Raw genomic sequence first — 14,879 nt, 5'->3', positions numbered from 1 at the left:
CCTCATTTTTTATTGTATAATCTTGGCTTTCAAGGCTTAATTTTTAGGACAGCTTCCATGCGCGCGAGTCGCTTTTTATTTGCTACGTTAAGAGAAACCCCGAACGATGCTGAAGTTATTTCACATCAGCTGATGTTACGTGCGGGTATGATTCGTAAATTGGCTTCGGGTTTATATACTTGGTTGCCGATGGGTGTACGTGTGCTAAATAAAGTGGAAGCAATCATTCATGAAGAAATGAATCGTGCTGGCTCACTTGAAGTATTGATGCCTGTGACTCAACCTTCGAGTCTATGGGAAGAATCAGGTCGCTTTGTGCAATATGGTCCTGAACTTTTACGTTTCAAAGATCGTCATAATAATGATTTTGTGCTGGGGCCTACCCACGAAGAAGTGATTACTGATCTTGCGCGTAATGAATTGAAAAGTTACAAGCAACTTCCAGCAAACTTCTATCAAGTACAAACCAAATTCCGTGACGAAATTCGTCCACGTTTTGGGGTAATGCGTTCACGTGAATTCATCATGAAAGATGCTTACTCTTTCCATATCGATCAAGACTCGCTACAACAGACTTACGACACAATGTACGATGCATATTGCCGTATCTTCAGTCGTCTAGGTTTGGATTTCCGTCCAGTACAAGCGGATACTGGTTCAATTGGTGGTTCAGGTTCGCATGAATTCCACGTATTGGCTTCAAGTGGTGAAGACGATATTGCTTTCTCAACTGAATCTGATTATGCAGCAAACGTTGAAATGGCAGAAGCTGTGCTTGTCGGTGAACGTGCTGCACCGACACAAGAATTAAAATTGGTGGATACTCCAAATCAAAAAACCATTGCTGATGTTTCAGCATTCTTGAACACTGATACAAAAGAATCAGTCAAAGCACTCCTTGTTCAAGGGGTAGCACAAGAAGATGGTTCAGTACCTGTGGTTGCTTTGTTCCTTCGTGGTGACCATGAACTAAACGAAATCAAAGCTGAGAAACACGCTGCAATTGCTGCACCTCTCACTTTTGCAACTGAAGAGCAAATTGCTGCGCTCGGCTTAACTACAGGTTTCATCGGTCCTCAAGGTTTAGTTGAAAAAGGCTTAACCGTCATTGTAGACCGTGCAGCATCTGTATTATCTGATTTCGTTGCCGGTGCTAACCAAGCGGATAAACATGCAACTGGCGTCAATTGGGAACGTGATGCACAGTACACGGAAGTATATGACCTCCGTAATGTAGTTGAAGGTGATGTTTCACCAGACGGCAAAGGTACGCTACAAATTAAACGTGGCATTGAAGTGGGTCATATCTTCCAGCTCGGTAAAAAATACTCTGAAGCCTTAGGTTGTAAAGTGTTGGGTAAAGATGGCAAGCCAACGGTGGTAACAATGGGTTGTTATGGTATTGGGGTGACTCGTGTAGTGGCATCTGCAATTGAACAAAACTTTGATGATAAAGGCATTATTTGGCCTTTAGCCATTGCACCTTTTGAAGTCGCCATTGTTCCTATGAATGCACATAAATCACCACGTACACTAGAAGCTGCTGAAAGCTTATATGCAGAACTTCAAGCTGCAGGTTATGACGTGATTTTGGATGACCGTGATGAACGTCCAGGGGTTAAATTCTCTGATCTTGAACTTAACGGTATTCCACACCGTATTGTGATTGGTGAAAAAGGTTTAGACGCAGGTACTTTTGAATATAAAGGCCGTGCTGATGCTGAATCTGTGAATATTTCTAAAGAAGAATTATTAGCAAAAATCGCGAAATAATTTTGCTTTGATATAAAAAAATCCCGCTTAGGCGGGATTTTTTTATTCATATAACTGAGTTAACAGAATTTATGTCCACCAAAACAGTTGGACTTGAAGTTCTGTCCAGCAAGGTTCAAGTTAGTGAGTGGGAAATCAATCAAAGCTGGGTTTTTAATTTCAGCCACATCCAGAGATCCACCTGCAATACACCCACTGATCAGACCACCACAACTACGAATGTTATTTGTTAAGTCATAATTGATCCCAGCGATGGTCTGTTTTAAAACAGCGTCGGTAATTTGCACTTTATCTGTCGGGGAAATACTCCCCAAGTCCACCTCATCTTCCATCGCCAACCACCAGCCCTGATTAGCTGCAACAGCTGCACCTGGCCATAAAATATTTTGTGCCTGTAAAGACAATGATGCTGGATTATTCAGATATAATGCATGAATCAAACCAAGATTTTGATTTACTGTAATATCCGTTTTTAGACCTGTTAGATTTCCAGTAATTTGTTTATCCAGATTTAATAAACCACCTAAAAGTTCTGCCTTTAATGGACCATTAAAGTCAATTCGATTCACTGTCCCTGTACCTTTTAGTACAACATCTTTCATACGCGTACCTGAAACAATAGTGGCAGGAATGGTAAAAGGCGCCGTGCTTTCGTTTAACGTAAATGCGTAATCCTTAGATGTATAATGTAAATCTAAAGGCAATGTTAAACTTCCAATTTTACCTCTTACCGTCCCTTCAATAAGTTGACCTGTGGCCGCATAATCCATGATCCGGGAAGCCGTATTTGCTACACCTGATGCTGATTTAGTTTTCATATAGCCACTGAAACTGTTAATCCCATTCGGGGAGCTACTATTTTCTGTACCCAAAGTCATAAGACCTTTAATTTTTTCAGCACTCAGACGAAAACCCAATACTTCACGCGTGGATGCCTTATCCGGATTTTTAATCGCAAATTGTAAAAATGGGTTTGTAATCAATGCCGAACTGCCTGCACGATCATCTGAGGTATAGTTCGAACCGGCTGGTAGACCACTCAATGCGATATTGTCAATATCAATATCACAACCCGCCGCACCATTAACACCACCACAACCTAATTGCAGCTTTTTAATATTGGCATTGATCTCCATCTCTGCCTCCAGACCTAATTTATAGAATGAAATATTGGACTGGTCATAGGTTTTATTCGAGTTGTCTACCTGGTTATAGCCTTTCTGCACTTCCATTGATAGAAGCGCCTGACCATCTACACCGGACAATTCTTCATCATTTAACGTGGTCATTGCAAAACTATGTTGTGTAAAGGCACACATTGCCACAACCAAACTGTTCAAAAGTGTTTTTTTCATTTTAACGTCCTTATCTTCTTATTAGCGTGGCGTGATGCCCATCGTGCTGCGTATAGTTCCACCTGTCAAAGCAACTGTTGCAATGTTCTGCATATTGCCGTTCGTTGACATCGCAAAGGAAGTCTTGAATGGTGTAGCAATATCGTTTTTATAGTTCATCTTAACCTGATTATCGAGCGTCACCGTGTCCTGGCTGACACGAACTTTACTGTGGAAGCCCAAATGACCTTCCATACGGTTAAAGTTGATGGAAGATGTCTTGATCGTCCCATTGGCTTCCTTATCTTCATTAATCAGACTGAAATAGCTTCCCAAATTTTTGCTATCCGATTTTTCCGCAGCAGTCAAAGGTCTGAACTGAAAATCACCTTTCAATGACAGGAAGTTACTGTCAGGATTTTCTGCAGTTGGATCAACACCTGGAATAATTAACAGGTTACCACTTCCATCGAGCTTAAATGCGATTGAAGTAAGTACATCCTCCTCTTTACCAAAACTGTCATTACTAACATAGGAACCGCACTTGGTCGAGCCAGATAAACAGTTATATTTTGAACCAGGCAATTGCCCAATCGCAACTTCAGCCTTTGCTGCAATCAACAACTCATCAGCACGGATGGAGATTCCTTCATCCTCATAGCCAATTACACCGCTGGACTGAATCAAGGCATCAATATTACGCAAACCTGCATAATAATTGACTGCTTCACCATGAACTCCATCTTGACCATCAATTAAGATAATAGACGTGGTACTTGGTAAACCTGTTTTTGAATCTATGCCATAGCCTTCTGTAGATGCCATAACATTGTAAGCAATTCCGCTCTTGTTGGTTGTCCCATAGGTTCCAGCAGACAGTGCGACATTGGCATTCAGGTTATAAATGGGAATACCAATCCCCCACGTCCCTCCACTACCATTCAATTTTTGCAACGAATTGTCTGAAATAATGCGCGCTTTTGCTGCAATGGATTGGAAATCCATGCCACGAATAGCAATTAAAACAACATCTTTAGGAGTAGTTGCGGTAGTTAAAGTTTGTTTCAGTATTGGACTGGTAACAGCAAGCGTTTTTTGAATATTTTCATTAACAATGAAATCAAGAGTTTTCGTTGTTACCGTATTAATATAAATGTCGCCAAAGTCGATATACGCATTTTTCTTATGTAAGGCGCCATCTGCGGACCGAGTGGTAAGCTGTCTTAAATTTGAAAATTCAATCGCATGACTACCTTTACCCGTATGCCCAATTTCTAGAGTAGTAGCCGCCATATTCCCAGGCTTATTGGTATCAGATGCATTGGTGAAGTCCGCAGCTAAACTTAAATGTAAACCACCAGAGCCAACAAGACCAGGGTCATTACCTGCACCATTATAGCCTGCTGCTGTTTTAGTCTCTTTCGTTAATACGCCATTGACCATGTTATTGACTTCAAAATTAGCAACCTTTGTTTGGTTAGCATTCAAAGCCAATTTGGCATTCGTTACTGCACCGGAAGCACCTAAACGCATAATATTTTTACGTTCATTGTTCGGAGTGTTATAACGTAAATCGATATTTACACCTGGATTCGTTGCATCAGTACGCCCAGCGGCAACATCTGTGGTATCGGTAACGCGTTTTAGATCAACATAGTGATTTTGATTTTCATTATATGTACTTAACACAAGCCCTTCGTCTTGGTCGATATACATATAACCGTCACCGGCAAAATTAAAATTAAAATCATTCAAAATAAGACTATTAAGGCCTAATTTATGGCTAATGGTGGCATTTTGTAATTGAAAATCTATACTCGCTTTCGAATATTTATTAAACAAACCACTCGTCGTTTGCAAAACAAAATTCAGTGGCGTAGAAGTGCTGATCCCAAGTTTACCTAAACTTTGATTAGATTTAACCCCTAGGGTACGTAAACTGTTCGCTGCTTGCTGACATGGATTGGTACTACAGGTGTTTTTAACCAGCATTAAATCTGCTGTTGCTGTAAATGGAGCTACACTTGCTGCAAGACGAATCCCTGCACCGCTAGGTGTTCCGCCTACATCAAATTCAAGCTGACTGACAATAGGCTTATTATTCACACCATCAATCTGCACGTTATGTAATCCTAAACCCATTTGTACATTTGTTGCTGGATTTGGATCGTACCAATTTGCTTGCTCAATTTTGACACGCGACACTTCATGCGTAATTAGGATGCCGTCTTGACCCGTCACATCGCTCAGCTCATTTTCATTGATAAGTTCTAATGCATGCCCTTGCTGGGCAAGAAAAATACAAACAGTCAATAATTTTAATTGCAAATTTCTTTTTTTCATTTTTATTTCCCTATGCTGCACAGAAATATTTAACAGCGGCTTTGTATTCCGCCGGTGCAGTTATAGCTAAAAATTTTAAGATTTCCATTCATATGCATATTTCCATGCACATTTAAACCCATAAATCCTTTTTCGGTGTCTCTATCAAATAATGGAACATCCTGTTCCTTTTCCGTAAAGGTACCATCAGCCTGATACACACGGCCTGTAAATTTATTATAGGTTTGACTATTGGCATAACCTTCATTAGCACCCTCACCAGTACCAGTTTCAATCGCCAAAGTTGCAAAACCCAGATTACGAATTTTCAAAGGCTTATCATCATAAAAGCTAATTTTCATCGCCGTTTGTGGTTCATTATGATGATTAATAATAGTTGCCCCATCGAGCGAAAATTTGTCAATCTGTATCGTACCTTGCAACTGCTTAAATACAAGCCACTTTTTATTACCATTTTCATCTACATGATTGTTTGGCGCAATTGCCAAACGACAAAATAAGTTATTGGTTCCACATGAATCAGAATCCAGTTTATAAAACACATCATTTGGATTGCTTGGATTGCCATTAGAAATATTCAACTTACTCATATCAGTGGCATACTGGTGGTTTAAGGATAAGGTCCAGCTTAAATCCGCCCCACCCTGACCTGTTGTTTCAGTCAATTCCTGATAATTCAGACTCACCAGGTTTGCCGAAGCCGATAAAGAAGCACCCAGCAGTGTAACTATGCTGATCATTTTTAACATTGCCATACTCCCTTATAGACCTGTTGTTTTAATTTTAAGATGCTGAATCAGTACACCATCAATCACAGCTGAACCGAAGTTTTTCATTGTTCCATCAACAGACTTGAACACTATACCAGTCGCAGTTGCACCATCTTTTGCTCTCAGCATGTTATTAGGCAAACGTTCTGTTGTACCAATTGCAATACTACTGTGTGTCGCATTACGTCCCTGATAGTTCGCTACCGTATCTGTTGCATTGGCTGAAATTGGTGTACCACAACTGTAGACATTACAAGTCGAACCTTTCAGTGCCTCACTGCCTAAATAACCACCTTTCCCATCTTCATAACGTTGGTAAATTTTATTGTAAATATCAGGAATATTTGGAATTCGAGTAATTTCCAGAATAATATTGTTGCCTTCAGAACCGAGAATAAACGGCTGGTGCATATTTCCCAGCACAAGATTGATATTCGGGCTATATAAATACAGACCTTCAGTGTCATGGAAAACTGGCGCATTGGATCTATCCATCGCAGGTGTTGCTGCCGTACCATCAAGATCATCAGATTTGGCTGCGCTACTTATACGGATTCCCTTGCTGTCCAGATTGCTATCGCTGATGCTGAGATTTGAAGGATCATTATTGGTATTTAAACGAACAAGACTTGCGATCCCCAATGTTTCATTATAGTTCTTGTTGGCAGAAGGCAAGGTCTGAAAAATACGGGTCTGTGAACCATTCAAACTCAGACCATTTGCCACAAATTGAGCACGTAAACGGTAATCTTTATCCAAGCCAGAGGTGGGCGCACCTGTGACAGGATCGACGTGATTACTCGAACCCAGTTCACGAGCAAAAATATCGGTCCAGAAACCCAACTTGATGTTATTGTCCTGATCATTTGCTGTTACAGTCGCTAATGGTGCTTCTAAAGCAAGATAACCCAGATCTTTTTCAACATTGGTAAACTGTTTAACTTTCTCTGAACCTGCACGGAATAACCATGGGTTATCTGCGGTTCCCCAGTTAAAACCCTGGTTACTAAAACGTGTACTCAGTGAACCATCACTTTTTGACAGTGCCAAACCATAAATAAATACATCAGCTTTGGTCCTTATTTTATCTACGTCCGCACTTGCTGCTGCAGTCTTGGCAGCTTGAGTTGCTGCTATTACAAGCTTGTTATAAAGCTCTGATCTTTGCTTTTCTGCTTCGGGTGCCGCAAGTGCATCCGCTTCAGTTTTAGCCTGTAATTTCCCAGAATTTGTTTTTTGAGTGATTTGTGATTGTATATAGTCCGTTACCGAAGTGTCGATAACATCGGTTCTTCCTGTTGTACTTAACTTTTCATCTTTAATAAATTTTGATTCGGGAAGTGATTGATCAAACTTATTACCATACAGCAACTCAATCATTTCTCGTGTATTGGCTGCAGCATATTCTCTAGACCTCGTGATATTACCACCCAATACACTATAAGCTGTCGTTCCATCATTCTCTAACGTATACCAATTAATACCAGTATGCCTACCCGCACCATTATAATAATCATCATACCGTTGATCATAATATCGTTGCATTAAATCAGAATTATAATAGGCATCAAAAAGGTCAGAGCGAAGCTGCGGTTGTTTCGCTTCTTCCGTCGCTTTAATATCTTTGGTATATTTTGTTTCTAATTCAGTATATTTAGGGTTATAAATAGAGTCATACGTGTTTTTATAAATTGTAGCGTATCCTGTTGAAGCTTGAGATCCCAAATAAGCGTTGGTATATGCTAAATCATAGGTCTTATGATAGGCGCGCTCACCTAACCGAGCATAATTCTCTCCAGTCGGAATAATACGAATAAAACCAGTATCCGCCTGCCCTGGATTAGCAACACCACGTGCATAACTTGAGCCAGCAGAGATATCTTTAGGGGCCTGGAATACCATCTTAAAATTTTCAAGAGCTAATGCTACACCTTCACCAGTTGTATTGGACAGGTGATCATCTGATAAAGATTCAAGCGCATAAACTGACGGACTAAGTAAAACTGCGATTAAACTCGCCAAACAAGATTTTTTAAATCTTGTATTATTCCAACTCTGAGTCATCACGACCTTCCTTTTTATCAGATGCTCCGCATCATTATTTTTAGTTCATCCTAAGCTTGGTATATCTCTTTTATTTATTTGTCATTACAACAATGTTCTTACCAAGCTTGTATAACTTTTTATTATGCTGAATATTGATCCAATTGCAAAAAAAACTGGGCGAATGAACCCAGTTTCCGATGAATGAATCCCATAAAAAATAAGCGGACCAAAATGGTCCGCTTATTCAATTATTTATACTGTTTATGCTTTTGGCAAAGTCACACCCGTTTGACCTTGGTATTTACCACCGCGGTCTTTATAGGATGTTTCACATACTTCATCTGATTCAAAGAACAACATTTGCGCGACACCTTCACCTGCATAAATACGAGCAGGCAAGTTGGTTGTATTTGAAAATTCTAAAGTTACGTGACCTTCCCACTCAGGTTCAAGCGGAGTCACATTCACAATAATACCGCAACGTGCATAAGTCGATTTACCTAAACATACGGTCAATACATTACGTGGAATACGGAAATATTCTACTGTACGTGCTAAGGCAAATGAATTTGGCGGAATAATACATACATCCGATTCAATATCGATAAAGCTTTTATCATCAAAGTTTTTGGGATCGACAATTACTGAATGGACATTGGTAAATACTTTAAATTCACGCGCACAACGAACATCATAACCGTAGCTTGAAACCCCATAAGAAATGAGTTTTTCACCTGTTTCATCATAACGCACTTGGTTTTCTGCATACGGTTCAATCATGCCGTGATTTTCGCTCATTTCACGAATCCAACGATCAGACTTAATTGCCATTATTTCTATACCCAAAAATAGTTAAATCAATTATTGCGCTGTACTTTAACTGAAATTGGCTGCAATGGAAATGATGATCAGGCGATGATGTCATTTTTTACCAAATGCGATTTCATCAACTCATCTTAAAGACTTAAAAGAGCAAAATAACCCAGCGGAATAGAAAAACTGACTAAAACCAAAGAAGCAGTTTTTTGCAAGTTCGATTGATTCAGCCAACGCACTTTATTCGAGGCCAAGATAGAGCCGATAAAAGTCCAAAACAAAGCAATTGGCACGATTAAAATGAGGAACATGCCAATATGAACCAAGTAATTATTCAATGATAACCACGCTAAACCTGGAAATATAGCAGAAGCAAAGAGTAATGCCTTAGGATTCAATAAGGTTGCGCAAAACAATTCACGTGCACGAATGGTGGGCAGATTATAACTGGCTTCGATATCTGCCGTTTTCCAGAGCTTAATCGCGAGAAAAATAATATACAGCGCGCTTAATAACTTCAAAAATATCGGGAGAATAGGAAATTGATTTGAAACTGTACCAATAACAAGTCCCCAAATGCTAATTGAAATTAAATAACCAATTGATTCTGCGGGAATAAGTCGTAATGATTTGCGCACGCCTACCTGTATACCAGAAGAAGCAAGCAATGTATTTGTTGGGCCAGGTGTCAATAAAATAGTGATCACTAAACCGATGAACAGCCATGAAATCATATGCGACCTCTCTATAGAGTGCGCGAAGAGTAATTGAGTTCATTGTACTTAGCAATTACGGAATTTTACATCTTTTTCAAAATCGCCAGAGTTAATAAAAAATATTTAAGTTTTAAATACTTATCAAATTAATCAAACTATAACTATAGAGTCATTTGTTATAAAAAATTTCAATAATTCTATTATTTAGCATGCATTATGACATTCAGACATGCTTGAACTGTCACTTAGTGATCAATTCAGGCACAATACCTTATTACTTAAGCATCCTACTTTTATGGCAAAACGGTTCTTTCAATCATGGCTTCCCTCTCCTCATAAAGTTGCAGAGATGAAACTGATGAAGATTTTTGGTCAACGTACCCTAAATCCTGTGCTGTGGTATGTGAACAGAAAGTCGATTTCAAAAGCAGTTTTTATTGGCACGTTTTGGGGCATGTTGCCTTTGCCTTTTCACAGCATTTTGATTGTTTTGACGGTATTACTGTTTGAAGTCAATTTACCGGTGAGTTTGTGTCTCGCTTGGCTGACCAATCCTTTTACCCTTGTTCCCATTTTATATATTGGTTTTTGGTTGGGTACGAAGGTGTTTCAAGTGAATATGATTGATCAGGATATGATACTGGGTGTTCTGCATCAGATCAGTCACTGGATTACCCACTTTGGGAATGGCCACATCGATTTGAGTTTGGCGAAAATTCTATTATCCGGTTTACTGCTGGAAGCTTTAATTTTTGCCGTGATATTATTTGTGATTACACGGTTATTTTGGCGCTGGAATATTATTCAACATTATAAACGTCGTCGTGCTACCGAATAATCATCAACCCTTTAAATATAAAAAGATTACTAGATGCATTATTGCAACTACATTGAACTATAAAATTTGCTTTCTGATATTTTTCCTGACCGAGCCAACTTGTTTTGCCCTGCGATTAATATTCTTCCACAACGCAGTTTTGATATTTTTATCAAGCATGATTAAAGTATCAAAACTGCTTTTGAACAACTTTATCCTATTACCTTATCCTTCAAAAACATAATCTCACTCAATCAAAATCAAAAAAGCCCCCCCTAAAGCAGGGCTTTTTAAATAGGACTATTCAATCAGTGATTAGAAAATTCTATTTTGTGGCTTCTCTACTTTTGGTAATTGGTCTGCAATTTTTTGAGCAATAGCCATATAGCTTTCAGCCGCATCATCACCTGCAAGTACAGAAGGTTTGCCTGCATCGGCATTTTCACGAATTTGAACATTTAAAGGCAAACGACCCAATAAAGGAATATTGTATTGTTCAGATAACTTGTCGCCACCCCCTGTACCAAAAATCTGCTCTTCATAACCACAATTCGAACAAATATGTGTCGACATGTTTTCTACGACACCCATGACAGGAATCTGAACTTTATTAAACAGTTCAATTCCTTTTGTTGCATCTAAAAGTGCCACATTTTGTGGAGTAGTCACAATAACAGCACCCGTCACAGGAATACGCTGCGCAAGTGTCAATTGAATGTCGCCTGTCCCTGGTGGCATATCAATCATCAGAACATCCAGGTCTGGCCACAAGGTTTGGTTAAACAACTGCATCAATGCACCTGTTGCTTTTGGACCTCGCCAAGCCACAGGGGTATTGTTATCCCCGGTTAAATGTCCAATCGATAGCACCGCCATGCCATACGCATCGATTGGAACAAAATTTTCCGCTTCAATCATCGGGGTACGACCGGCATTACCCAACATAGTCGGAATACTTGGACCATAGATATCAGCATCTAAAACACCGACTTTTAAACCTAATTTTTGCAATGCCAATGCGAGGTTTACAGTGGTGGTCGATTTACCTACACCACCTTTACCCGATGAAACTAGAATCACATTTTTAATGCGTGGATGTTTAGGTACATCTCTTTGTTGCGGTGCCGGTTTTTGGATGGGTGGATTGTTTGGATCTTCTTCAGTTTTGGTTTCAGCTTGGGCTGTTTTACCAGAAGCATCTATCACAGGCGGCAGTTTTTGGGCTTGAGACGTAGCATTTTCACCCTGAGGTTTGCTTGAACAGCTATGTCCTTCTTTGCCATGATCATGATTAGAACAGCTTTCACCTTGTGCATGTTTTTGCTGGATCACATGCATATTGAGTTCTTGGATACCGCATTTTTCCAAAGCATTAGCCAGATCATCATGGATTTTTTGTAAATGATCCGCTTCCTCAGGATAAGTATTAATGGTTATTTGTAATACTCGTCCTTCAACATTCACTTGGGTAATCCGGTCTTTCAGTGCATTGTTTGAATTAGGCAATATATAGGCTTGTAGCACATTCTGGATTTCTTCCTCCTTCACCTCCTGCGAGGGTGAAAAAACAGATTTAAGCGAAGAAAGCCACGACATAAGTTTACTCCAAGTACGAACATACAGCTGAATATCATAGTTTAGCTTTAAATGAGGCGAAGGTTAAGTAAAGTTCTAGCTTGCTTTATGATTGTTGCCAAAAATCCGACCTAATTAGTCGGTTTTAGTGCTTAACTGTTTATTTTAAAGATGATATTGCATTATTATTGAACCATCTATAAATATACTTTTATTAAATCATTCAATAGCATGAGCTAAAGCAGATAGATTCGAACAGTTTAAAAAATTTATTTTTTGGTTTATCTATCTAAATAACGATTATTTTTCATAACAATTATTATGCAGACAGATGTTTATTTTGTTTTTTATATTGGCTGCACATTATTATTTTTTATCATAACAATATTTTATTCGGGGATCATATTTTGCTAAAACAACTACTTGCATGCACTTTATTGACTGCTATGTCATTTGCCCACGCTGCGAATGAAACTTCTTCTATACGTACTCCAGAAGGACAATTAATCAGTTTAGGTGATACTTTTATAGATATGCAAAATCGACTAAAGTTGTCTCCAAATTCAATGCTTACACGTGAATTCAAAGATGGTGAAAATGTTAATTTAGTAATGGATTATAAATACGAAATAGAAAATATGATGTATACCATCACCATTGTGAACGATTATATAAAGAAAATTAAATGGCAAAACACTGATCAGGAAATTAAAGAGGATATAGCTCAATAATTTTTTCTTTTCAATTTTTTATTCCTGATAACTCCAGCTAAATTAAAGATAATTTAGCTGGAATCTTCGATTAAAAACTTAATTAAATTAGGGTGTGTTGACATTTGTAGTGCATAAATTGTTCTAAAGTGGCAACCATATAAAAATACAAGCAAGAGCAACAGCACTTTGATAATTACGCTTTAACTTGTCATATCGGGTAGCAATTCCTCTAAATTGCTTGAGCCTACAAAATACATTTTCAACTAAATGCCTGATTTTATAAAGATACCAGTCCATGTGCTCATTGGTAGACTTAGTGTTCGATTTTCTTGGAATATTGGGCTTTGTTTTTGTTGATTCAATTTGATTCCTGAAATTGTCTGAATCATATCCTTTATCAGCACATAATATTTCTGATTCAGTTAAATCCAGTTTAGATAAAAGAGCTGGTGCAATTTTAATATCGTGAGAAGTTCCATCAGAAATAATAAATTCAATGGGATTGCCATCAGAATCAATAGCTAAATGAATTTTGGAGCTATTGCCACCAATACTTTTAGTTATCTCTTGATTCTTAATTCCAGCAGCATGTTGATGAGCTCTTACGTGACTACCATCAATAAAAATCCATTCTTTATCAGCATGTTTGCTAAATAATTTAAATATATTCATGAATTTACTGTTTTTAGACCATCGATTATATTTTTTAAAAATGGAGTTTGGTTTGCCAAATTGCAAAGGTAGATCTCGCCAAGGGCAGCCAGTTCTAATACGAAATAAAATAGCTTCAATGAAATTTCTTAAATTTGATTTGAGATAAATATTAAAGTGACGGAAAATGGAAAGTAACTTAGACCAGTGTTGATCCTTCAGCATTGTACGAGGCATAGCGAGAGTAGAATTAGGTTTGGCGATTTGATTTTACTATCTCGCTATTTTTTATACAGTAAATGTCAACAGACCCTAAAATCAAGCCTGATCATCTTTTTTAAACTTGTTGAGAGTTTCGGTAGCTGTTTTCTTTAACTCATCAAGTTTCGCAGTTGCCTGCACTTTCAGTTCATCAAATTTAACTGAAGCTTCTTGTTTAAATTCAGTTGCTTTTAATTTAGCTTCTTCAAATTTATGACTTGCTTCTGCTTTTAGGTGGTCTAATTTTTCCTGTACCTTATTTTCTGCCTCTGAAGATTCAGTTTTTGCTTCTTTTGCTTTTTCATCAAATGACACTTTAGCTTCAGTATATTGAGCATCAGTTTCCGTGTTTAAATTATGAAGAGCCTTCTCACCTTCAAGCTTAATTTCGGCAGCTTTATGTTTGAGATCATCGCCTGCTTTTTCACCTTGCAGCTGCATTTCTTTAGCTTTGAACTTTAAGTCGTTTCCCAAGTCAGACGCTTTATTTTTTAAATCGTCTAATTTATTTTCATTTGTCATGATTTTTTTCCTCTATTTTATTCAGTATTTAGCTCACCTATTAGTTATACAAGGCACCTTCTATGAATGAAATCTAAAGCTGCATTTTGAAACAAAGGATGTACAGGATGTAGCGAAGTGAGATAAGTCATTTAATTAAAAGTAATGATATAAATTAGAGGTGCTTAAATAGCAAAGGTTAACAACAATGAAGACATCCAAAAGAACGATAAAATTATCACATAAATTTGATGTGCAAAGTCAGGTTATACATTTCAGTATTCCTTAAATTATTAAGAATTTTTATCAGTGTCTATAAAATGCACAGGCTTTATGAGGAATGATAAATGTGTAATTAAAAACTATCATTGTTTCAAGTTTGCTTTACCTTTATTCCCGCACATAAAAAACCCCCTCTGCCTGTGGCGGAGGGGGTTTTGGAATTAATGAGCTGGCGATGACTTACTCTCACATGGGTAACCCCACACTACCATCAGCGCAAAGAGGTTTCACTTCTGAGTTCGGGAAGGGATCAGGTGGTTCACTCTTGCTATTGTCGCCAG

Annotated in this window: 12 protein-coding genes and 1 rRNA gene; 3 read left to right on the top strand and 10 right to left on the bottom strand. The window is 38.2% G+C overall.

Translation table 11 applies throughout. The features are described from left to right. The first annotated feature begins 57 nt into the window (after positions 1 to 57). A complete protein-coding gene (locus ACKI4H_RS08855; protein ID WP_407305166.1) occupies positions 58 to 1,773 on the top strand; it encodes a proline--tRNA ligase in 1,716 nt (571 codons plus the stop codon). A 59-nt stretch (positions 1,774 to 1,832) separates the two neighbouring features. Here the strand turns inward: ACKI4H_RS08855 and ACKI4H_RS08850 are convergent, their stop codons facing one another. The 6 genes from ACKI4H_RS08850 to ACKI4H_RS08825 form a co-directional block, all read right to left on the bottom strand. Then, a complete protein-coding gene (locus ACKI4H_RS08850; RefSeq protein WP_407305164.1) occupies positions 1,833 to 3,128 on the bottom strand; it encodes a hypothetical protein in 1,296 nt (431 codons plus the stop codon). Between the two features lie 21 nt (positions 3,129 to 3,149). Beyond that, positions 3,150 to 5,450, bottom strand: coding sequence for a DUF6160 family protein (locus ACKI4H_RS08845; protein WP_407305163.1), 2,301 nt, complete (start codon positions 5,448 to 5,450; stop codon positions 3,150 to 3,152). Between the two features lie 29 nt (positions 5,451 to 5,479). Beyond that, complete coding sequence (locus ACKI4H_RS08840; protein ID WP_407305162.1) at positions 5,480 to 6,199, bottom strand: hypothetical protein; 720 nt, start codon at positions 6,197 to 6,199, stop codon at positions 5,480 to 5,482. 12 nt (positions 6,200 to 6,211) lie between these two features. Continuing rightward, positions 6,212 to 8,284, bottom strand: coding sequence for a hypothetical protein (locus ACKI4H_RS08835; protein ID WP_407305160.1), 2,073 nt, complete (start codon positions 8,282 to 8,284; stop codon positions 6,212 to 6,214). Between the two features lie 243 nt (positions 8,285 to 8,527). Beyond that, a complete protein-coding gene (dcd, locus tag ACKI4H_RS08830) occupies positions 8,528 to 9,097 on the bottom strand; it encodes a dCTP deaminase (RefSeq protein WP_067723803.1) in 570 nt (189 codons plus the stop codon). Positions 9,098 to 9,222: 125 nt separating this feature from the next. After that, on the bottom strand, positions 9,223 to 9,816 hold the full coding sequence (locus tag ACKI4H_RS08825; protein WP_407305159.1) for a LysE family translocator: 594 nt from the start codon (positions 9,814 to 9,816) through the stop codon (positions 9,223 to 9,225). 277 nt (positions 9,817 to 10,093) lie between these two features. Here ACKI4H_RS08825 and ACKI4H_RS08820 point away from each other — a divergent pair, with 277 nt between their 5' ends. Then, positions 10,094 to 10,636 (top strand): DUF2062 domain-containing protein, encoded by a 543-nt coding sequence (locus ACKI4H_RS08820; RefSeq protein WP_407305178.1) that lies wholly within the window; start codon positions 10,094 to 10,096, stop codon positions 10,634 to 10,636. A 294-nt stretch (positions 10,637 to 10,930) separates the two neighbouring features. Here the strand turns inward: ACKI4H_RS08820 and apbC are convergent, their stop codons facing one another. Continuing rightward, positions 10,931 to 12,211, bottom strand: a complete 1,281-nt coding sequence (gene apbC / locus ACKI4H_RS08815) for an iron-sulfur cluster carrier protein ApbC (protein ID WP_407305158.1) — start codon at positions 12,209 to 12,211, stop codon at positions 10,931 to 10,933. Between the two features lie 386 nt (positions 12,212 to 12,597). Between apbC and ACKI4H_RS08810 the strand changes: the two genes are divergently transcribed. Then, positions 12,598 to 12,921 carry a hypothetical protein gene (locus ACKI4H_RS08810; protein ID WP_407305156.1) on the top strand — a complete coding sequence of 108 codons (324 nt, stop codon included), beginning with the start codon at positions 12,598 to 12,600 and terminating at the stop codon, positions 12,919 to 12,921. 123 nt (positions 12,922 to 13,044) lie between these two features. Here ACKI4H_RS08810 and ACKI4H_RS08805 read toward each other — a convergent pair whose 3' ends face one another. From ACKI4H_RS08805 to rrf, 3 genes are all read right to left on the bottom strand, one after another. Next, positions 13,045 to 13,791, bottom strand: a complete 747-nt coding sequence (locus ACKI4H_RS08805) for an IS5 family transposase (RefSeq protein ID WP_407305154.1) — start codon at positions 13,789 to 13,791, stop codon at positions 13,045 to 13,047. Positions 13,792 to 13,872: 81 nt separating this feature from the next. Continuing rightward, entirely contained in the window at positions 13,873 to 14,337 is a 465-nt protein-coding gene (locus tag ACKI4H_RS08800) for a hypothetical protein (RefSeq protein WP_407305153.1), read from the bottom strand. Positions 14,338 to 14,765: 428 nt separating this feature from the next. Next, a 5S ribosomal RNA gene (gene rrf, locus ACKI4H_RS08795) occupies positions 14,766 to 14,879 on the bottom strand; the annotation flags it as partial.

The organism is Acinetobacter sp. (assembly GCF_045628685.1).
GTDB lineage: Bacteria > Pseudomonadota > Gammaproteobacteria > Pseudomonadales > Moraxellaceae > Acinetobacter.
This window is presented reverse-complemented; position numbering and strand designations above follow the sequence as displayed.

Excerpts from the sequence above, each read along its gene's own strand:
- apbC (WP_407305158.1), bottom strand. The coding sequence starts at position 12,211 with ATGTCGTGGCTTTCTTCGCTTAAATCTGTTTTTTCACCCTCGCAGGAG.
- ACKI4H_RS08835 (WP_407305160.1), bottom strand. The coding sequence starts at position 8,284 with ATGACTCAGAGTTGGAATAATACAAGATTTAAAAAATCTTGTTTGGCG.
- ACKI4H_RS08850 (WP_407305164.1), bottom strand. The coding sequence starts at position 3,128 with ATGAAAAAAACACTTTTGAACAGTTTGGTTGTGGCAATGTGTGCCTTT.
- ACKI4H_RS08855 (WP_407305166.1), top strand. The coding sequence starts at position 58 with ATGCGCGCGAGTCGCTTTTTATTTGCTACGTTAAGAGAAACCCCGAAC.
- ACKI4H_RS08840 (WP_407305162.1), bottom strand. The coding sequence starts at position 6,199 with ATGTTAAAAATGATCAGCATAGTTACACTGCTGGGTGCTTCTTTATCG.
- ACKI4H_RS08820 (WP_407305178.1), top strand. The coding sequence starts at position 10,094 with ATGGCAAAACGGTTCTTTCAATCATGGCTTCCCTCTCCTCATAAAGTT.
- dcd (WP_067723803.1), bottom strand. The coding sequence starts at position 9,097 with ATGGCAATTAAGTCTGATCGTTGGATTCGTGAAATGAGCGAAAATCAC.
- ACKI4H_RS08800 (WP_407305153.1), bottom strand. The coding sequence starts at position 14,337 with ATGACAAATGAAAATAAATTAGACGATTTAAAAAATAAAGCGTCTGAC.
- ACKI4H_RS08825 (WP_407305159.1), bottom strand. The coding sequence starts at position 9,816 with ATGATTTCATGGCTGTTCATCGGTTTAGTGATCACTATTTTATTGACA.
- ACKI4H_RS08845 (WP_407305163.1), bottom strand. The coding sequence starts at position 5,450 with ATGAAAAAAAGAAATTTGCAATTAAAATTATTGACTGTTTGTATTTTT.
- ACKI4H_RS08805 (WP_407305154.1), bottom strand. The coding sequence starts at position 13,791 with ATGCCTCGTACAATGCTGAAGGATCAACACTGGTCTAAGTTACTTTCC.